This window comes from Wolbachia endosymbiont (group A) of Trypoxylon clavicerum (assembly GCF_947251665.1).
In the GTDB taxonomy this organism is placed as follows: domain Bacteria; phylum Pseudomonadota; class Alphaproteobacteria; order Rickettsiales; family Anaplasmataceae; genus Wolbachia; species Wolbachia pipientis.
In genome coordinates this window covers 385,577-404,301 of sequence record NZ_OX366374.1, presented here as the reverse complement: position 1 = coordinate 404,301, position 18,725 = coordinate 385,577, and the positions used below count along the sequence as shown (strand labels likewise).

Below are 18,725 nucleotides of genomic sequence, written 5' to 3'. Positions count from 1 at the left end.
TTATTCACCCTCCTTTCCTTTTTTTTATCGCTTGATTCGCAGCAGGTCTTATGGTAGTTTAGCCTAATAGGTAAAAAATGGAGAAACTACCATATGCAATATTACATCAAAGAGGAAAATTGGAAACAAATTTTAGAGTTCATAAAAAGCGTAAAAGGAATGCACAGCAAAGATGAAAAACGTTTAAGAATATTCATAGAGGCAGTGTGGTACATAGTGCGAAGTGGTTGCCAATGGAGACTTTTACCAAAAACTTATGGTAATTACAGGAGTATACATAAGCGATTTAAAAGATGGTGTGAAAGAGATGTCTGGAAAAAATTGCTTGAATATACTAAACAAGAGCCTGATTTAGAAGTTGCTATAATCGACGGTACGATCATTCGAGCCCATCCATGTTCATCTGGATATACAAAAAACTCCAAGGATCAAGAAGCTTTAGGGAGGAGCAAAGGTGGCTTTACAACTAAAATACATGCGCTTGTCGATGCACTTGGAAATCCACTTAAATTTACTCTGACTCCTGGTCAAAGAAATGAAATTACGCAGGCACAAGTGTTGACCGAAAGTATCTATAACTCTACTGTAGTAGCTGACAAGGGCTACGATAGCAATGCCTTTGTTACAAGTCTTGAAGACAAGGGATGTACAGTAGTTATTCCGCCAAAACGGAATCGAAAAGTGCAAAGGTATTACGATGAGCATATCTACAAAGAACGTCATTTGATTGAGTGTTTTTTTGGTAAAATTAAAAATTTTAGGCGCATTTTTTCCAGATTTGATAAAACTGCTGAGGTTTTTATTGGTTTTCTCAATTTTGTTGGAGCTCTTGTATGGCTTCTCTAAAATTTTGTCCACAGAGCCTAGGGTTTCTTTTGCCTTTTTTTTTATTTGGTAAATTTCTTAATGTTTGTAGCTAAAGCAACTTAAGAGACCGAAAATGGTCAGTGCTCCTTTTTTTGTCATCCCAGTGCTCCTATGATGTCATTCCAGTGCTTGACACTGGAATCCAGTTTTCCATATAATCTCATTGAAAATGTTGTAACCACTTTCTGTGCTAGTTTGCTTGCTTACAAGCAAACTTTCCTGGATCCCAGTGTCAAGCACTGGGATGACATCATAGGGGCGTTGCCATCATAAAGGAACCAGTGTCAGCTACTTGGATGACAGGAGAAGGCACTAGCCTGACAACCGTCATCCCGCTGCTTGTTAGCGGGATCTATGCTAAAGGAGATACTTGGATAACAAGAAATATAGGTACTGGAATTGCAAAGAGTTTGCAAATATTAGTTATTACCTGTAGGATATAGAGAAATTAGTAAGGATTTTAATGGGGATAATATGCCATCTGTTACTTTTATTTTACCTGATGGGAGTAAGAAAAGCTATGAAGCTGCAGAGGGAGAAACTCTGCTTAATTTAGCCCACAGAAGTGATCCAGATCTGCTTGAAGGTGCATGTGAAGGCTCTCTTGCTTGTTCTACATGCCACGTGATTGTTGATCCAAAGTTTTATAATGCTGTAGAAACGCATAATCCCATATCTGATGAGGAAAACGATATGTTAGATCTAGCCTTCGGCTTAACGGAGACATCAAGACTTGGGTGCCAAATAAAAATCACAAAAGATATCGACGGCTTGTATGTAACCATACCAAGGGGTACAAGAAATATATCATTGGATAAACAGGGGAGTGATTAGCTATGCGTAAGATTTTTATCTATATTATCATCTCTTTACTTTTGTTTATTCCTGTAGCGTATAGTGGTTTTTGGTATTTTTCTGCATGTAAGGTAAAAAATCTTTTAGCTGAAACAATACTATACATTAACGACGAAAAGTTTGATATTTTACATGATTTTAGTGGACTTCCTTCTAACCTAATTTTCCGTGTGACAAACCCAAAATTTTCCAATGAGCAATTAACCATCTCATCTGATGCTTTATTGATAAAAAATAGATTGTTTGATAAATCAGTATATATCTACATACCAAGCAATGAAGTCAACATTGTTGTTCATGGTGATGAGAAAAAGAATATAAAATGCCACACAAATGATAGCAGCCACTTTGTTGTTAGACTAAATGATTTACCATCTTCATTGCGATTCAACAGAAATAGTACCGTGATAGACTATATAGATACACTTCGTTACGAAGATTATGGATTAAAATGTGATGTTTCAGAAAATCAGCAAAGTGTTATAACTGAAGTGAATGATAAAAGTAATTACATTCAATTTCACCTCGATAAAGAACCAAGTGGAAATACTAAACTAGGATTTGATTTTTATACTTATCGGTATAAAAATACTGCAAGTCCTGAAAGTTACCTTAGTATCGACACTAAATTTGATTACGAATTTGTAAACCACATCTCAGCTTCCAGAATTAATTTCAACATAGAGAAATTTTTAATTCAAAGTAATAATTTTTCTCTTGCTGCAGATGGTGGAGTGCAAAATTATAATTTGGTTACGTCTTCATTTAAAGACAAAATCAACGTGGCTATATCAAATTATAAAGAATTAATCTCGTTTATGATTGGTGACTCAAAAACTTCAGATGCGTTTGAAAAATTAATGTCTTCCTTATCAGAAAAAACAACTGATGACGGCATTCAATTTTCAATAAAGTACGATGATGATGTAGGGTCAAGCTTTATTGGAAAGTTATCCACTACTGATTTTATGAACCAACTCAGTAAAATAACCCAATTAACCAAGGATGAGAGCAGTAGTTAGTTTACTTTTCATATTGATATTTCACTCAGGCGTAAACGCTTTTACTCTGGATAATAAACTCAGAGATAAAAGCATGGAAAAACGAGCAACAAGTTTATTTGAAATAATAAGGTGTCCAATATGTTCTGGCGAATCATTGTCTGAATCTGGATCTCAGATCGCGTATGATATGCGAGGAGCAATTCGTAAAAAAATCAATGATGGATACACTGATGAAGAGATAATCTCAGAGTTAAAAAATTCTTACGGCAATTCAATTATAATCGTACCACCTAGCACTTACATTTTGTGGTTTATTCCACTTACAACTCTGCTTATTGGGTGTTTTTTAATACAAAGATACATCAATACAACCACTTAAACCTTTTATATATAGCTAAAGTGACTTAGGTTCTCTAATTGCACATAAGTCAACAATAATTTTCACACAAATCAAAACAGCATATCTTCTCCATAATCCTTGGTAATTTTACATAAGTTAAAAGTAGCATATGGTTTTCTCCGCGGTCTGAGATGACAATAAATTTGTCAAGCCGCATTATACTTGTTAGGCGGAAGTGGACGGCAACATATTTACCACGAAGTCTAACTAAGTTCTTGCTTGTCCCTTCCATCGGCATTGCTATCTTTATTTTCAATAAAATTATTGTCCTATGCTCTTTTGATGTTTATTGATAATAAAATTCTGTTTTATCAACCAACATCCTATGCATAATTACAGCTAATTTTCTTGCTACTGCTACAATTGCTTTTTTCATTCCTTTTTTCTTCGCAACCCCAGTTTTTTAATTTAAATGTCCTCTTGGTAACTGTAAGCATTGTTTGTGCAGCTTCATATAACATAAGACCTGCTGCGAATCAAGCGATAAAAAAAAGGAAAGGAGGGTGAATAAAATCAAGGTTAACTAAAAGGCGTGCTTAAGATTTACAATACCAGCAATAATATTGAACCTCAAGTTATATTTTTTCTGAAAATTGCGATAAACATTCGACATAATCTTAAATATCTTTATCTCTCGGATCTTATTTTCTACTCTCATTCTAAATGATGCTAACCTTCTATTATGCTCTTTCTGCTCTGGAGTTAATGGCTTTTTACGATACTTTTTATATGGAATTATAACATTGCTTTGCAATTTTTGCCAACCTTGATATCCAGAATCAGCATGTTTTATGCTATCAAGTGGTAAATATTTTTCTTGTTTCCTTATGCGAAAATCACTAATTCTACCACGGTATGACTTTGACACTGATAAAATTCTTCCTCCTTCTTCGATAATAATCTCAGTTTTCATAGTGTTGGTTCTTTTTTTTCCTGAATATGATTTCTTCCGTTTTTTACTATCTTCTGGCCTCTGTATTTGCTGTTCTGTAACATCAGCCAAAATCTTCAGTATTTTTTCTGGCGTCATACTTCTATCTTTTGTTATAGTCACTTTTTTGGCGAGTAATGGCTCTATTCTCTTAAGTAACCTACATACATTTGCGTTGTGCACATTGAATAGGCATCCTAAAAATCTATGTGTTATGTAAGTGCGATAGTACAAAATTACGCAAAACAACTTATCTTCCAGAGTTGGTAGTTTTGATCTTCTACCATGACACTTTTTCTGTTTTTCAAGTTTTTTCCATCCAGACCTCACTTTTTCTACTACTTTTTCGAACTCCTCTATACTTAAACCTGTTATATTACGAAAGTTTCTTGGGTGTTTTTTCATATTATAGTAACTAAAGCTCATTTTTTTTCCTTACTTGATCTGCTTATTCTTCTTCTACCCCTCTCACATCATTTTTTCAATCACCTTTTGCAGCAGGTCTATAATCTTTTTAAAAATAAATCAGCAAGAGAGTGAAAACAATGTGAAAGCTTTAACGGAAAACATGGATGAATTTAGAATGTTGCTTGAAGTTAATCAATCTAGGCTCTGTGGACAAAAAATATGAAAAGAGAGAAAAAGATGGTAGTTTAGCCTAATAGGTAAAAAATGGAGAAACTACCATATGCAATATTACATCAAAGAGGAAAATTGGAAACAAATTTTAGAGTTCATAAAAAGCGTAAAAGGAATGCACAGCAAAGATGAAAAACGTTTAAGAATATTCATAGAGGCAGTGTGGTACATAGTGCGAAGTGGTTGCCAATGGAGACTTTTACCAAAAACTTATGGTAATTACAGGAGTATACATAAGCGATTTAAAAGATGGTGTGAAAGAGATGTCTGGAAAAAATTGCTTGAATATACTAAACAAGAGCCTGATTTAGAAGTTGCTATAATCGACGGTACGATCATCCGAGCCCATCCATGTTCATCTGGATATACAAAAAACTCCAAGGATCAAGAAGCTTTAGGGAGGAGCAAAGGTGGCTTTACAACTAAAATACATGCGCTTGTCGATGCACTTGGAAATCCACTTAAATTTACTCTGACTCCTGGTCAAAGAAATGAAATTACGCAGGCACAAGTGTTGACCGAAAGTATCTATAACTCTACTGTAGTAGCTGACAAGGGCTACGATAGCAATGCCTTTGTTACAAGTCTTGAAGACAAGGGATGTACAGTAGTTATTCCGCCAAAACGGAATCGAAAAGTGCAAAGGTATTACGATGAGCATATCTACAAAGAACGTCATTTGATTGAGTGTTTTTTTGGTAAAATTAAAAATTTTAGGCGCATTTTTTCCAGATTTGATAAAACTGCTGAGGTTTTTATTGGTTTTCTCAATTTTGTTGGAGCTCTTGTATGGCTTCTCTAAAATTTTGTCCACAGAGCCTAAAAATCACAACCCTATTATTGTGATTTATTGCGAGAGGTTAAAAGAGAAAGGCAAGCATAATATGGCAATTGTGGGAGCTGCAATGCGTAAGTTACTTCATGTAGTTTTTGGTGTTTTAAGTTCAAAAAAGGCCTTTGATCCAGATCATATCAAGAACTATAGAACTAGGAGGTTGACTGAAGTTTAAAATCAAAAATTGAATGTAGTTGGTTAGTGAATATGTGTACCACTATAACTCTTTAAACTTAAACTAAATTCAACTTTTTTCGGCAGCCCACCAGGAAAAAAAGATATCTGTCTTTCCTCTAATTGTGTAATCACAAACTGTCCTAAAAAATTACCTAAACTATCTACTAAAGTGTGTGGGATCTGATCTTTTTCAGCTTCTTTCATATTCTTTAGTTGATTTAGCCCCTTAAGACTATTAAGGTAAATGGTTATTTCTAGCTCTATATTTTCTACTCCTTGTCCTATGTTTTGAAGTGACGGCATTACATCAATACATTCAATTACGCTCCAGCGATTCTTTTTGTTATACTTTAAACTTGTTGGAACAAACTTATATGGACCAAAAGATAACATTTTTATATTTTTCTCGTTGACTTACAAGACGGTATCTAAATCTGCAATGCTTATATTAAATTTTGTTATTAATACAGGCGCAATTATGTTTGGCATGACACGTAACACATACTGGTATGCATAGAAAAGAGATACTATCAACCATACAAAAAAATTACTTTTCGACATACCTACCACCTAATAAAACCCAATTACAATTAAAACAAAAATATCAAAGTAAAATAAAGTATTATATTTCATAATAACAAGAGCCTTAAATTAGTACATCTAACGATTTTATCATACGAGCCTTCGATAAATTATCTACTTATTACAATCAACTTCTCTAAAATCTTTATTTTTTAACCATAAGAGCCCAAAAACAGCCACCAGCAAACATACAGGAATAACTGATGTTGCTTTTATCAGCAATTCAGCACTATACACAGGATTTCCTTGTATCACTGTCCTATCCCAACACAAATCTATTATTTTTGCGATCCCAGTGTGAAAAAAATAGCCAAAAACCATGACTATCATATTTGACACAGCTGTAGCCAGACCTACCAAGTTATTATTCACATAACTTATCGCTTTGTAAATGGTAACCACCTGATATCCAGATGCGAAACCAATAACAAGGAGTGCCGGCAACGCAATATACAGACCGCCAACCTGCGTGAAAAGCAAGAGGAAACTGGCAATCATTGCAAAAGAACATGTAATAATTGCCTCGTAATGTTTATTTGGATATTTCTCTAGAAAGTAAGCCAAAAAGAATGATCCAGCTCCCATGCCTACAAACATGAGAGAAGGAAGTAAAGATGCTAGATCTGTGGTTATTTGATATACTTCATACAAGAACGTTTTTGCCCAAGCATCAGCAAAACCCTGCAATGGACCAACCATCAAGCCACCAAAAAAGCCGATTAGAATGACATGTTTGTTGAAAAGTACAGTTTTTAAATCCTGAAACATATTATCATTTACACTTACTTCTTTCTGGTCATTACTGCTTGGCGTTATAAAGAATAACAGTAAGGCAAGTAAACAACCAAATGCTGAGAAAGTGTAAATAACATAGTCCCAACCAAATTTATCGAGTAAGAAGTCCAGGGGTAATCCACCACAAGTAGCTCCTAATAACCCTATTATTATAGATAAGCTGGCCATTCTTGCTGATTTTTCTTGCGCAAAATACATGCTTGCAACTTTAAAAAGCCCAATTGCTGAAGCGGATGACCCAATTCCAACGACTATTCTGCCAAGTATTGAATAATACCACTCATCAAAGCATATAAGTGGTAATGTTCCGGTAAATGTTAAGATAATACAAATAGGCAAAACAAATTTTGGCCCGAATTTGTCAAGAGCAAGACCAATAGGTATGTGAGCCAGCGTATAGCCTACATAGTATAACCCGCCAAACTGGCCAACATCTGCAATACTTATATTAAATTTTGTTATTAATTCAGGTGCAATTATGTTTGGAATTACGCGTAATATATATTGGTATGCATAAAATAGTGACGCCAACAACCAGATTAAAAAATTCCTCTGCAACATGAATCTCAGCTAAAATTTAGGATTATAGATACTTTAGTTATAAAAAACAATACTATATTAATCATCTAAATCTGCTTAGCTCTTTTTACAGCTTATAACTTTAAGTAACCAAAAGCCTATCATTCCTATTAGTAGGCATATAGGTATTATTAACATAGACTTAACCATTACATCAGTTCCATAAAATGGCTTTCCATCAATAATTTCACCGTTCCAATAAAAATTCATTATATTTGCAATAATGACGTGAAAAAGATAACCAAAACTCATAACTATGGAATTACCTACAGATCCTGCACTTGCTACTGCTTCGTTTTTTACACAACTTACAACTTTAGCAGTAAAAACAATTTGGTATGCAGAAGCAAGGCCAATAATGAATAGTAATATACATGCCAGGAGTTCACTAATATTGCATATAAAAAGTAATAAGAACACAATTATCATGGCCATAGCACAAGAAATTATTATTTCATAGTGCTTGGTTGGATTTTTTGCTAATATGTAAGGAAGTAATAAATGCCCAAAGCCAAAGCCTATTAGTATCCATTTTGAAATGCTATATGCAATGTGTCTATCTATAGCGTACATCTCATGCAAGAATGTTGCGGACCACGCATCTGCAAAGCCTTCTAATGGTCCAACCATAAAACCGCCAAACAAACCTATCAATAAAATATCTTTATTAAATATAACTTTGCTTAAATTTTTAATATTTAATTCTTCGTCTGAGGTGCCAACTTTAGGTATAGATATAAAGGTAGTTAAAGCAAGCAATAATCCAAGCATTATACACACAGTAAATAAATAATCCCACCCAAACTTATCAAGTAAGACATGTAATGGTTTGGTGGCAAATACACCACCTGAAATGCCAATAATAACCGATATGCTGAACATCATGGCAAATTTTTCTCTATGGTAATAGATTCTTATTATTTTAAAGAGTCCAAGTACTGAAGCAGAGGATCCAATACCAGTAATTATTCTTCCAATAATAGAATAACTCCAATCATTAGAACTGACTAAAGGTAAAGCACCTAAAGATGTTAATGCAATACAAATCGGTATAACAACTTTAGAACCAAATCTATCTAAAAGAATACCTACAGGAATATGTGCTAACACATAACCTACATAATACAGTCCACAAAATTGTCCTATTTCTGTTGTTCCTATATTAAACCTTACTACCAATTCAGGAATTATAATATTTGGGATTACGCGTAATATATATTGGTATGCATAAAACAGTGACGCCAACAACCAGATTAAAAAATTCCTCTGCAACATGAATCTCAGCTAAAATTTAGGATTATAGATACTTTAGTTATAAAAAACAAAATAAATATTTATCAAAATTTAATAAATATTTATTTCGATCCATTGAAATTTAATATAGATAACTAGTGTAAGCAACTATACATATTAACTAAATCCTCTAGGCTCTGTGGACAAAAAATATGAAAAGAGAGAAAAAGATGGTAGTTTAGCCTAATAGGTAAAAAATGGAGAAACTACCATATGCAATATTACATCAAAGAGGAAAATTGGAAACAAATTTTAGAGTTCATAAAAAGCGTAAAAGGAATGCACAGCAAAGATGAAAAACGTTTAAGAATATTCATAGAGGCAGTGTGGTACATAGTGCGAAGTGGTTGCCAATGGAGACTTTTACCAAAAACTTATGGTAATTACAGGAGTATACATAAGCGATTTAAAAGATGGTGTGAAAGAGATGTCTGGAAAAAATTGCTTGAATATACTAAACAAGAGCCTGATTTAGAAGTTGCTATAATCGACGGTACGATCATCCGAGCCCATCCATGTTCATCTGGATATACAAAAAACTCCAAGGATCAAGAAGCTTTAGGGAGGAGCAAAGGTGGCTTTACAACTAAAATACATGCGCTTGTCGATGCACTTGGAAATCCACTTAAATTTACTCTGACTCCTGGTCAAAGAAATGAAATTACGCAGGCACAAGTGTTGACCGAAAGTATCTATAACTCTACTGTAGTAGCTGACAAGGGCTACGATAGCAATGCCTTTGTTACAAGTCTTGAAGACAAGGGATGTACAGTAGTTATTCCGCCAAAACGGAATCGAAAAGTGCAAAGGTATTACGATGAGCATATCTACAAAGAACGTCATTTGATTGAGTGTTTTTTTGGTAAAATTAAAAATTTTAGGCGCATTTTTTCCAGATTTGATAAAACTGCTGAGGTTTTTATTGGTTTTCTCAATTTTGTTGGAGCTCTTGTATGGCTTCTCTAAAATTTTGTCCACAGAGCCTAGGCAATAGATACGACAAATTGTATAGGAAACTTCTAAGTGGTATAGAAGAGATAATAAAGCTTGCTGTAAACGAAGCAAAACACTACGATGAAAATTTAGAAGATCTATATAACGATTCAAGATTTAATAAGAAATTTATTCAAGCTGTTGTTAAACATCAGGTGTCGGAATTTTTAAATACTCACCCGAAAAGAAAAGAAATTGTTGCAGAATTTTACAACGAACATCACATTAACGAAAGTGATTTAAAGACTCTGGAAAAGGGGAAAGATTTAGTAAATAAAATAAATAATATTAACCTACTGCAACGAAGTGAAAAAAATGAGGAATTCAATATTAGAAAGACACTTGCTCAATCAATAAAAATGCCTTCCATAGAAAAACACAAGTTAGAACATTCAAAATAACCTTGGCGAAGTATGGCAAAATATACAACTTATGGATAGTCTATTTCATTTTAACTCCTGGCACGCTTTAGTAATACTATCACATCCAATTTCTAATTGTTCCTGAGAGGTTGCATAAGAAATTCTGATAAAATTTTCTAGACCAAATGCAATTCCTGGAACCACAGCAACCAAATGATCTCCCAGTAAGTATTCAGTAAAATCTAAATCATTATTTATTATCTTACCACTTTTTGTGCTTTTACTGAGCAATCCTTCACATGAGACAAATAAATAAAACGCACCTTGTGGAACAGATGCTGATAATCCCGGGGCAGAATTTAGCTCTTTCACCATAAAATCTCTACGACTCTTAAAAATTCTTGTTCTTTCTTTCAAAAAACTATGATCACCGTTTAATGCTGCTGCTGCTGCTGCTTGTGCTATCGAATTTGGATTAGAAGTGCTTTGGGACTGCAGCGTAGAGATAGCTTTTACCACATCACTTCTACCTGCAATATACCCTATTCTCCAGCCTGTCATTGCATAGGCTTTTGATACTCCATTGACCACAAAAACTCTATCATAAAGCTTCGGCTCAACCTGAGCGATAGTAAAAAATTTTTCGTCGTATATTATATGCTCATAAATATCATCTGTAACGACATTCACATGTGGATATTCAAGCAATATTTGTGCTATGTCTTTCAATTCATTATACGTGTACACAGCTCCTGCAGGGTTGTTCGGTGAGTTAAGAATTAACCATTTAGTTTTTTTAGTTATTTTGCTTTTCAATAATTCCGCTGTCAGTTTAAAATTTTGTTTGCATTCTACTACAACTGGCAAGCCGCCAAAAAGACTTACCATATCAACATATGAAACCCAATAAGGAGCTGGAATAATAACTTCATCTCCAGAGTTAATTGTTGCCATGAACAAATTGAATAACACCTGCTTAGCACCTGTACCAACACAGATTTGGTTAAGCGTGTACTCGAGGTTATTATCCTTTCTTAACTTATTAATTATTGCTTCTTTCAGCTCACGCGTTCCATCAACAGCAGTATATTTAGTCTTACCTTCACTTATTGCTTGAATAGCTGCTTTTTTTATATGATCTGGAGTATCAAAATCCGGTTCTCCTGCAGCTAAAACACAGATCTTTTTTCCTTCATTTTTCAACTTATTTGCCTTATCAGTTACAGCAATCGTAGGTGATGGTTTTATTAGGAACATTCTTTTTGCAAGGTCTGACATATTTTACTGAAGCTAAATTTAAATGATAAACCCCGTACAACAAAAAAGCTAGGCTCTGTGGACAAAATTTTAGAGAAGCCATACAAGAGCTCCAACAAAATTGAGAAAACCAATAAAAACCTAAGCAGTTTTATCAAATCTGGAAAAAATGCGCCTAAAATTTTTAATTTTACCAAAAAAACACTCAATCAAATGACGTTCTTTGTAGATATGCTCATCGTAATACCTTTGCACTTTTCGATTCCGTTTTGGCGGAATAACTACTGTACATCCCTTGTCTTCAAGACTTGTAACAAAGGCATTGCTATCGTAGCCCTTGTCAGCTACTACAGTAGAGTTATAGATACTTTCGGTCAACACTTGTGCCTGCGTAATTTCATTTCTTTGACCAGGAGTCAGAGTAAATTTAAGTGGATTTCCAAGTGCATCGACAAGCGCATGTATTTTAGTTGTAAAGCCACCTTTGCTCCTCCCTAAAGCTTCTTGATCCTTGGAGTTTTTTGTATATCCAGATGAACATGGATGGGCTCGGATGATCGTACCGTCGATTATAGCAACTTCTAAATCAGGCTCTTGTTTAGTATATTCAAGCAATTTTTTCCAGACATCTCTTTCACACCATCTTTTAAATCGCTTATGTATACTCCTGTAATTACCATAAGTTTTTGGTAAAAGTCTCCATTGGCAACCACTTCGCACTATGTACCACACTGCCTCTATGAATATTCTTAAACGTTTTTCATCTTTGCTGTGCATTCCTTTTACGCTTTTTATGAACTCTAAAATTTGTTTCCAATTTTCCTCTTTGATGTAATATTGCATATGGTAGTTTCTCCATTTTTTACCTATTAGGCTAAACTACCATCTTTTTCTCTCTTTTCATATTTTTTGTCCACAGAGCCTAGGAATTTTGTGTATTGTATTAGTAGCTTTTTACCAGGTTTACCAACGCAGCAATATTTTCAACTGGAGTATCAGGGAGTACTCCATGTCCGAGATTAAATATGAAGGGTAAATCTCTAAAGCAATCTATTATACGTTTTGCTTCTTTGATTGCTTCCGTTTTATTATAGGCTAAAAGATTAGGATCAAGGTTTCCTTGTAGAGGGATGTTTAGATTCGCTTTCGCCCATTTTATTGGAACATTATAATCTATACTTACTGCAGATACACCTGTTTGTTCGCAGTAATCCTTATAAAGATTTCCAGCAGACCTTGGAAAACCTATTATTGGAAAATCAGAAAATCTATCCTTTATTGCCAAGATAATTCTCTTTGTTGGTTCGATAACATATTCTTTAAACAATGGTTCCGATAACGCACCAGCATTACTGTCAAATAGCTGAATAACATCTGCTCCAAATTCTATCTGTTTAATTAGATAAATAATCGTTGCTTCCGTTATTCGTTCAATTATTTCCTTCAAACACGAAGGATAAAAATTTAATACTTTGGAAAAAGTTTTGCTGCTCCCACCTTCTATGATGTATGAGGCTACTGTCCATGGTCCACCAGCAAATCCTATGAGAGATTTTTCTTTTGGTAATTGGCTTCTGACTTTTTTTATAGCGTTTAGAATTGGTAAGGTTTTAGTTTCAATTTCTTGTGGACCCTTCAATTCCTTAGGACTTTCCACGGGTTTTATTATTGGACCTACACCGCGTACGAAATTCACGTCACAACCCAAAACATCAGCTATTATTAAAATGTCTGAAAAAATTATCGCCGCATCCATGTCAAATCTTGTCACCGGCTGTAACGTTAATTCTGTCACTAAATCTGTGTTGTAGCATATCTCCATAAAATTATTCATATTTTCTACTGCTTTGCGGTACTCAGGAAGAGACCTGCCAGCCTGACGCATTAGCCAGATAGGCACTCTTCCACCCGGCTCATTTCTCTTAATAATTCTCGTTATTGTTGTTTTGCTGCTTTTCAATCTATTCTATTTATTCTTTTGTATATTAAAGTATAGCAGTAATAATAGTTCTATCAATAACTTGTTACTAACTTAAAATTCAGTAAAAATTGGCGTTGTTCAACTTGTGGATAAATATGTGAGTAACTTTCGTATATTATTGATTTTCTGTTATGATTTATGTGTATAAGTAAGGTGTTTAGAGTGTTAGTAATTTTCTTTTATGGAAAATACTTTGCCATCATGCATTGTTACACAACTATGTATATGTTGTTGAAAAAGTTGTTGATCAATTGTTGGTATTTTATATCAACAAATAATTCACAAATTAATTTGACATTATTCACATGCTTATTAAACATTTAATAACAGTTTTCTTGATAAATCTAATCTGAAAACGTTTTTGCCATTACAGGGAATAAATTGAGTAAAAAAAGAACCTTAGTAGAAAAAATAGCATATAGAATTTTTCTCTTCCTTTTCAAAAAAGCTTCTGTGTTGAAAAAGTGTGCGACTGAGGCATTAATGAAAGATCTGCCAGACCTTAATATATTTAATGGTCTATTAAAATTCCGCGATTGTGGTATAATGGATATAATGACTCCACGTACAGAGATATGCGCAGTAGACATTGAGTCAAGCGAGCGTGAAATAATAAAGAAGATAAAAAACACTTGCCACACTAAAATACCAATTTATAAAAATAACTTTGATAACGTAATAGGCTTTTTTTATGTAAAAGATGTTATTTTTAATAGGGATAAAAATTTTAATCTGAAACATATTATACAAAGCGTAATATTTGTTCCACCCTCGATGAAGACAACTAATCTTTTTGTTAGGATGAACTCTTCTAAATCATGCTTAGCTATCGTATTGGATGAATATGGTGGAACTGATGGTTTAATTTCAATGACTGATCTTATAGAGGAACTAATACCAAACATTGATAGTGAAAACGAAATAAATTCAGAATATACCATTACTGAATTGTCTCAAAATAAGTTTGAAGTATCAGCAAGGGCTCTTATAAAAGATATAGAAGAGGATCTAAAAATAGAATTACGTGACCCTGAAGAAGACTATGTTACACTTGGTGGTTTGATTCTTTCGATTGCTGGTAAAGTGCCTTCTGTAGATGAAGTCATTAAATATAAAAATGGTATGAAGTTTATCATCAAAGATGCAAATGAGCGCTACATTAATAAAATAGTACTAGACTTAAGTGATTACAAAAATTAGATTTGGTACCCTTTATCGGGGAATGCCTTGCCTTGACACGAAGAAAAAGTTGTAATAACCAAATATGCAACTCAAGTTATAGTTAAACCTATTTCCAGCAAATTATTTTCGCAAGTATAATGCATTTCAGTGTTATAGTACTCTAATAATAAAGAGGTCATATAGATATTAATATCTTTTGTATTTAAATTAGTGTCATTTTTTTTGATTAATTTGTCTACTAATGATTTGCTTATTGGTTTGTGTTCATTTAGAATTTTTATAGTTAATAGCATTTTATCTTCTGTTTGACTCAGTAAAACAGATACTAGTTCAACTTCCGCCACTGCACTGGCTATAGTTAGCACCATATTAGAAATTATCTTATTTATCTTTTCAATTAAATCTTCCTTGTTTTTTGCAGAGTATGCGTCTATTTTCCACGTAAGCTTTACTTTTTTTTTAATAAATAATTTTCGATATTAGATTTGGTCTTATCAAAGCTATAATTATCCATTGAAGAAGAATATGCCTGCTTCATAACTTTATGTTTATATATTAAATCATCGGAGCTTTCTTTAAGAAACAACAACGCTTCCTTCTGCGTATCAGCATCATTCTTATCTATTACTTCAAGCTCTTCTACGCCAAACGTTATTCCATTCATAGAGTTAGCAAAGTCATGAAGCAGCCGTCCTGATAGCAGTTCCGTTATTAATAGTATGTTTTTGGTATTTTCGTTCATTGGATAATTATAAATGATTTAAGTTACCCTATATTGGTAAGTATATAATAGTCAATTAAGAGAAAGTTTCGTTGCACTTTTTATATCAAGGCATTAATATAGTATTAACAATTTTAAAATTTATAAAAGGATTATGAATACTTATACTAGATCAGGAATAGATATTGAACTATATAATAAGTTAATAAAAGAAGTCAAGCCTATTGCTCAAGAAACTACTAGAGAAGAAGTAATCAGCGAAATAGGTTCATTTTCTGCGTTATTTGATTTTGCTGCACTAAGTAAGAAGTATGACCATCCAGTACTCGTTTCCTCAACTGATGGAGTAGGTACGAAACTGTTGATAGCTCAAGAAGTGAATAAACATGATACTATAGGTATAGATTTAGTTGCAATGTGTGTAAATGACTTACTTGCACAAGGAGCAACGCCTTTATTTTTCCTTGATTACTTTGCAACAGGTGTTTTGAGCAAGGACGTTTTATTATCTGTGGTCCAAGGCATTGCAAAGGGGTGCAAGCAAGCTAAAATAGCATTGGTTGGTGGGGAAACTGCAGAAATGCCTGGAATGTATGGTAATAATCACTATGACCTTGCAGGGTTTGTGGTTGGTGTAGTTGATCGAAAGCAAATTCTTCCAAACTGTAGTATGATGAAAGCAGGTGATTATATAGTTGGCTTAGAGTCAAGTGGAATTCACTCAAATGGGTTTTCTTTAGTGCGCCATGTTTTCAAAAGCTTAGATATAAATTATAACGATACATCTCTATGGAATAATAAATCTTGGAGTGAAATACTACTTGAACCAACAAAAATATATGTTAATTCTTTGCTGCCTATCATGTCACAAGTAAAAGGTATTGCGCACATCACGGGTGGTGGTTTGGTAGACAATATTCCGCGAATTCTTCCAAAAAACTTATTTGCAAACATAGACATTAATTCCTGGAAATGGCCAGATATATTTTTATGGCTAACAAAGGAGGGTAAAATAGAGAAGAAAGAAATGCTAAAAACATTTAATTGTGGTATTGGTATGGTATTGATCGTAAGTTCTGAGAATATGCAAAACGTGAAAAATCATTTCCAAAAACGTGGAGAAAAAATTGAAATTATTGGAAAACTTGATGAGGCATGTAACCCTCCACTTGATAGAGTAGTATTTAGTTAACCTAACTCTACTGACAATCTTTCCGCAACTTCTAAGTATGCTTTTTTCAAGTTGCCTAAATTCAAACGAAAGACGTCTTTATCTAGCTTTTTATAAGTATTTTTATCCCATAACCTGCAGTTATCAGGGCTGATTTCATCGGCTAAAATGATTTTAGTACTGTCATTTATCAATCTGCCAAATTCCAATTTAAGGTCAACTAGATCTATGCTTGCATTTGAGAATAAATCAATTAGGATTTCGTTGATCTTTAAAGTTGTAGTTTTTACTTCATCCATTTCTTTGCTAGATAGCCAATCAAAATACAGTATGTGATTTTCATTTACCATTGGGTCGGCTAGGTCATCATTTTTGTAAAAAAACTCGATTATAGGAGATGCAAGCCTCTCACCTTCTTTGATATTAAAACGTTTGCAAAAGCTGCCAGCTGCAACGTTCCTTACTACTACTTCAAGAGGTATGATTTTGAGTTTTTTGACTAGCTGCTCTCTTTCATTCAGAGTTTTTATAAAGTGTGTGCTAATTCCTGCTTTCTCAAGCTTTTCCATGATAAAAGCACTAACATGATTATTAATTATTCCTTTGCTCTCAATAATTTCATATTTTTCCTTATTGAATGCTGTAACATCATCTTTAAAGTGCTGTATAACAGTTGATGAGTCTTCAGTTTCAATAATGGCTTTCGCTTTACCTTCGTATATCGTTTTATTCAGTGACATGCTTAATTTAACTATATATTATATCAATTTACTGTTCTTAGAGTATAGCCCCAAATAACTTAAAATAAACCTTAATGGCATTCAATGTTACAATATTAACCATATTTCCAGAAATGTTCCCCGGGTTTTTGAACTATTCTCTTGCCGGAAAAGCGTTAGAAAAAGAAATATGGAACCTTGAAGTAATAAATATTCGTTCTTTTGCGAAAGATAAACATTCAACTGTGGATGATGTTCCATATGGAGGTGGAGCAGGAATGGTTATGCGTTCTGATGTAGTTGGTGATGCAGTAGATAGTATGCTCTCTGTTCATAAAAACACTAAGTTTATTTACATGACTCCATCTGGAACTAAGTTTAATCAGAATATTGCCAGAGAATTATTAGAGTTTCCTCATATAACAATATTGTGTGGTCGATTTGAAGGTATTGACCAAAGGATAATTGATGCGTATACTCCTTATGAGTTAAGTATTGGAGATTATATACTTTCAGGAGGTGAGCCAGCTGCAATGGTGGTTCTTGATGCGTGCATTAGACTTCTTCCAGGTGTAGTAAATAATACCGATAGTATTACTGAAGAAAGTTTTAATTATGGTGGTGGTGTACTTGAATATCCTCAATATACTAGACCTGAGCAGTGGAAGGGATATAAAGTACCTGAGGTTTTGTTATCTGGCAATCACAAAAAAATAAGTGATTGGAGGCAGAAGCAGTCTCATGTTATAACAAAAAAGCGTAGGCCTGAATTATTGAATGGAGAGATAAATGACAAATTTACTTAAAAAATTTAACGAACAGCAAATGCAAGTGTTAGCTAAAGAAATACCAGAATTTCGTCCTGGCGATGATTTGAAGGTCACTTTTAAAGTAGTTGACGGTACAAGTGAACGTATACAGATATTTGAAGGTGTATGTATATCAAAAAGGAACCGCGGGTTACATTCTTCTTTTGCAGTCAGAAAAGTGAGCCATGGAGAAAGTATAGTGTCTCAGTTTTTTGTTTATTCTCCTGCACTGGTTTCAGTGCAAGTGACAAGAAAAGGAAAGGTTCGTAGAGCAAAACTGTATTATCTGTGCAAACTATTTGGAAAAGCTGCAAGGATCAAAGAGCGTACTACTTATGTTAAAAAGAAATCTAAGTAGATACAATAGGGAGTGATGTCAATTGTGTCATCTCAGAACTCTCTCTTGTCATCCCAGTGCTCCGACACTGGGATCCAGCATTCATTATTCTCCTTTTGGTTTGTGCTTTCATGGAAAGTGTAAAAATTATTTGCAGGCAAAGCCTGCTGGATCCCAGTGTCAGCTACTTGCATGACAAAAAAGGGGAAAGTTTTTTCAAATCCTCGTGTAAAGAA

21 protein-coding genes and 2 pseudogenes are annotated in these 18,725 nt (G+C 33.8%); 12 read left to right on the top strand and 11 right to left on the bottom strand.

Annotated elements, in window-relative coordinates:
- Window positions 1-93 precede the first annotated feature (93 nt).
- The 4 genes from OPR60_RS02070 to OPR60_RS02055 all read left to right on the top strand — a co-directional run bounded on the left by OPR60_RS02070 (window position 94) and on the right by OPR60_RS02055 (window position 3,105).
- A complete protein-coding gene (locus OPR60_RS02070; RefSeq protein WP_265039632.1) occupies window positions 94-846 on the top strand; it encodes an IS5 family transposase in 753 nt (250 codons plus the stop codon).
- Window positions 847-1,341: 495 nt separating this feature from the next.
- On the top strand, window positions 1,342-1,701 hold the full coding sequence (locus OPR60_RS02065; protein WP_265039884.1) for a ferredoxin family 2Fe-2S iron-sulfur cluster binding protein: 360 nt from the start codon (window positions 1,342-1,344) through the stop codon (window positions 1,699-1,701).
- A gap of 2 nt (window positions 1,702-1,703) precedes the next feature.
- Window positions 1,704-2,744 carry a hypothetical protein gene (locus OPR60_RS02060; protein ID WP_065094400.1) on the top strand — a complete coding sequence of 347 codons (1,041 nt, stop codon included), beginning with the start codon at window positions 1,704-1,706 and terminating at the stop codon, window positions 2,742-2,744.
- Entirely contained in the window at window positions 2,728-3,105 is a 378-nt protein-coding gene (locus tag OPR60_RS02055; protein WP_065094399.1) for a cytochrome c-type biogenesis protein, read from the top strand. The genes OPR60_RS02060 and OPR60_RS02055 overlap by 17 nt, the downstream gene beginning before the upstream one ends.
- A 544-nt stretch (window positions 3,106-3,649) precedes the next feature.
- On the opposite strand, the gene OPR60_RS02050 is transcribed toward OPR60_RS02055, so the two are convergent.
- Window positions 3,650-4,462: a transposase gene (locus tag OPR60_RS02050; RefSeq protein WP_265040287.1), complete on the bottom strand. Its 813-nt coding sequence runs from the start codon at window positions 4,460-4,462 to the stop codon at window positions 3,650-3,652.
- A 283-nt stretch (window positions 4,463-4,745) separates the two neighbouring features.
- Here OPR60_RS02050 and OPR60_RS02045 point away from each other — a divergent pair, with 283 nt between their 5' ends.
- Both OPR60_RS02045 and OPR60_RS02040 read left to right on the top strand, forming a co-directional pair.
- The gene (locus tag OPR60_RS02045) at window positions 4,746-5,498 is read left to right on the top strand and encodes an IS5 family transposase (protein WP_265039632.1); all 753 of its coding nucleotides are present in this window, start codon (window positions 4,746-4,748) and stop codon (window positions 5,496-5,498) included.
- 19 nt (window positions 5,499-5,517) lie between these two features.
- Window positions 5,518-5,706, top strand: a pseudogene (locus OPR60_RS02040) (IS110 family transposase); the annotation flags it as partial.
- A 23-nt stretch (window positions 5,707-5,729) separates the two neighbouring features.
- Here the strand turns inward: OPR60_RS02040 and OPR60_RS02035 are convergent.
- The 4 genes and pseudogenes from OPR60_RS02035 to OPR60_RS02020 form a co-directional block, all read right to left on the bottom strand.
- The gene (locus OPR60_RS02035; protein WP_065095214.1) at window positions 5,730-6,101 is read right to left on the bottom strand and encodes a phage tail protein; all 372 of its coding nucleotides are present in this window, start codon (window positions 6,099-6,101) and stop codon (window positions 5,730-5,732) included.
- Between the two features lie 36 nt (window positions 6,102-6,137).
- Window positions 6,138-6,269, bottom strand: a pseudogene (locus tag OPR60_RS02030) (MFS transporter); the annotation flags it as partial.
- A 135-nt stretch (window positions 6,270-6,404) separates the two neighbouring features.
- Window positions 6,405-7,646: an MFS transporter gene (locus OPR60_RS02025; protein WP_265039881.1), complete on the bottom strand. Its 1,242-nt coding sequence runs from the start codon at window positions 7,644-7,646 to the stop codon at window positions 6,405-6,407.
- A gap of 75 nt (window positions 7,647-7,721) precedes the next feature.
- Window positions 7,722-8,936: an MFS transporter gene (locus tag OPR60_RS02020; RefSeq protein WP_065094844.1), complete on the bottom strand. Its 1,215-nt coding sequence runs from the start codon at window positions 8,934-8,936 to the stop codon at window positions 7,722-7,724.
- 234 nt (window positions 8,937-9,170) lie between these two features.
- Between OPR60_RS02020 and OPR60_RS02015 the strand changes: the two genes are divergently transcribed.
- Together OPR60_RS02015 and OPR60_RS02010 are read left to right on the top strand one after the other, a co-directional pair.
- Window positions 9,171-9,923 carry an IS5 family transposase gene (locus OPR60_RS02015; protein ID WP_265039632.1) on the top strand — a complete coding sequence of 251 codons (753 nt, stop codon included), beginning with the start codon at window positions 9,171-9,173 and terminating at the stop codon, window positions 9,921-9,923.
- On the top strand, window positions 9,911-10,351 hold the full coding sequence (locus OPR60_RS02010) for a hypothetical protein (RefSeq protein WP_265039879.1): 441 nt from the start codon (window positions 9,911-9,913) through the stop codon (window positions 10,349-10,351). Before OPR60_RS02015 ends, OPR60_RS02010 begins: the two co-directional genes overlap by 13 nt.
- 45 nt (window positions 10,352-10,396) lie before the next feature.
- Here the strand turns inward: OPR60_RS02010 and OPR60_RS02005 are convergent, their stop codons facing one another.
- The 3 genes from OPR60_RS02005 to hemE all read right to left on the bottom strand — a co-directional run bounded on the left by OPR60_RS02005 (window position 10,397) and on the right by hemE (window position 13,529).
- A complete protein-coding gene (locus OPR60_RS02005) occupies window positions 10,397-11,590 on the bottom strand; it encodes a pyridoxal phosphate-dependent aminotransferase (protein WP_065094841.1) in 1,194 nt (397 codons plus the stop codon).
- A 120-nt stretch (window positions 11,591-11,710) separates the two neighbouring features.
- Entirely contained in the window at window positions 11,711-12,412 is a 702-nt protein-coding gene (locus tag OPR60_RS02000; protein ID WP_265039835.1) for an IS5 family transposase, read from the bottom strand.
- A gap of 100 nt (window positions 12,413-12,512) precedes the next feature.
- Window positions 12,513-13,529 carry a uroporphyrinogen decarboxylase gene (hemE, locus tag OPR60_RS01995; RefSeq protein ID WP_265039877.1) on the bottom strand — a complete coding sequence of 339 codons (1,017 nt, stop codon included), beginning with the start codon at window positions 13,527-13,529 and terminating at the stop codon, window positions 12,513-12,515.
- Window positions 13,530-13,931: 402 nt separating this feature from the next.
- On the opposite strand from hemE, the gene OPR60_RS01990 reads away from it, so the two are divergent.
- Window positions 13,932-14,750: a transporter associated domain-containing protein gene (locus OPR60_RS01990; RefSeq protein WP_007549273.1), complete on the top strand. Its 819-nt coding sequence runs from the start codon at window positions 13,932-13,934 to the stop codon at window positions 14,748-14,750.
- Window positions 14,751-14,821: 71 nt separating this feature from the next.
- Here the strand turns inward: OPR60_RS01990 and OPR60_RS01985 are convergent, their stop codons facing one another.
- Together OPR60_RS01985 and OPR60_RS01980 are read right to left on the bottom strand one after the other, a co-directional pair.
- Complete coding sequence (locus OPR60_RS01985; protein WP_233395610.1) at window positions 14,822-15,166, bottom strand: hypothetical protein; 345 nt, start codon at window positions 15,164-15,166, stop codon at window positions 14,822-14,824.
- Window positions 15,167-15,180: 14 nt separating this feature from the next.
- On the bottom strand, window positions 15,181-15,474 hold the full coding sequence (locus OPR60_RS01980) for a hypothetical protein (RefSeq protein WP_065094839.1): 294 nt from the start codon (window positions 15,472-15,474) through the stop codon (window positions 15,181-15,183).
- A 133-nt stretch (window positions 15,475-15,607) separates the two neighbouring features.
- On the opposite strand from OPR60_RS01980, the gene purM reads away from it, so the two are divergent.
- Window positions 15,608-16,645 carry a phosphoribosylformylglycinamidine cyclo-ligase gene (purM, locus tag OPR60_RS01975; protein WP_065094838.1) on the top strand — a complete coding sequence of 346 codons (1,038 nt, stop codon included), beginning with the start codon at window positions 15,608-15,610 and terminating at the stop codon, window positions 16,643-16,645.
- On the opposite strand, the gene purC is transcribed toward purM, so the two are convergent.
- The gene (purC, locus tag OPR60_RS01970) at window positions 16,642-17,364 is read right to left on the bottom strand and encodes a phosphoribosylaminoimidazolesuccinocarboxamide synthase (RefSeq protein ID WP_265039874.1); all 723 of its coding nucleotides are present in this window, start codon (window positions 17,362-17,364) and stop codon (window positions 16,642-16,644) included. The two genes, purM and purC, sit on opposite strands and share 4 nt — an antisense overlap.
- A 74-nt stretch (window positions 17,365-17,438) precedes the next feature.
- On the opposite strand from purC, the gene trmD reads away from it, so the two are divergent.
- Together trmD and rplS are read left to right on the top strand one after the other, a co-directional pair.
- Window positions 17,439-18,149 carry a tRNA (guanosine(37)-N1)-methyltransferase TrmD gene (gene trmD / locus OPR60_RS01965; RefSeq protein WP_065094837.1) on the top strand — a complete coding sequence of 237 codons (711 nt, stop codon included), beginning with the start codon at window positions 17,439-17,441 and terminating at the stop codon, window positions 18,147-18,149.
- The gene (gene rplS / locus OPR60_RS01960; protein ID WP_006279489.1) at window positions 18,133-18,510 is read left to right on the top strand and encodes a 50S ribosomal protein L19; all 378 of its coding nucleotides are present in this window, start codon (window positions 18,133-18,135) and stop codon (window positions 18,508-18,510) included. Before trmD ends, rplS begins: the two co-directional genes overlap by 17 nt.
- The last annotated feature ends 215 nt before the right edge of the window (window positions 18,511-18,725 follow it).